The organism is Streptococcus oralis (assembly GCF_003943825.1).
In the GTDB taxonomy this organism is placed as follows: domain Bacteria; phylum Bacillota; class Bacilli; order Lactobacillales; family Streptococcaceae; genus Streptococcus; species Streptococcus oralis_CD.
In genome coordinates, this window is the sequence record NZ_RJNJ01000059.1 from 1 (window position 1) to 743 (window position 743).

The 743-nt window shown below is 44.4% G+C and carries 1 protein-coding gene; it reads left to right on the plus strand.

The annotated features are described in order from the left end of the window. Positions 1-743: amidohydrolase family protein (locus D8863_RS10545; protein ID WP_125441863.1), on the plus strand; the 743-nt coding region annotated here is incomplete at both ends.

Sequence of the window (743 nt, forward strand, 5' to 3'; positions counted from 1 at the left end):
ATCATAGAGGAAATTTTAGGATATGAAAATCCAAATTTCAAGGTTATGGCAGCTCCACATTCTCCGTATAGCTGTAGTAGAGACTTGCTGGAAGCGAGCTTAGATATGGCAAAAGAGCTGGACATTTCTATCCATATCCATGTGGCGGAGACCAAGGAGGAATCAGGAATTATCCTGAAACGCTATGGCAAACGCCCCCTCGCCTTTCTAGAAGAACTGGGTTACTTAGATCATCCGTCTGTTTTTGCTCATGGGGTCGAGCTAAACGAACGAGAAATTGAACGTTTGGCAACCTCTCAAGTGGCTATCGCCCACAATCCTATCAGTAATCTAAAACTGGCCTCAGGAATCGCTCCAATCATCCAACTCCAAAAAGCAGGAGTTGCTGTGGGAATTGCGACTGATTCCGTTGCTTCCAACAACAATCTAGATATGTTTGAGGAAGGACGGACCGCAGCCCTTCTTCAAAAGATGAAAAGTGGAGATGCCAGTCAATTCCCTATCGAAACAGCCCTTAAGGCACTGACAATCGAAGGTGCTAAGGTTCTTGGGATGGAAGATCAGATAGGAAGTCTGGAAGTTGGTAAGCAGGCAGATTTTCTGGTCATTAATCCTCAAGGAAAAATCCATCTCCAACCTCAGGAAAATATGCTCTCTCACCTAGTTTATGCAGTCAAAGCCAGTGATGTTGATGATGTTTATATCGCTGGAGAACAGGTGGTTAAGCAAGGCAAAGTTTTGAC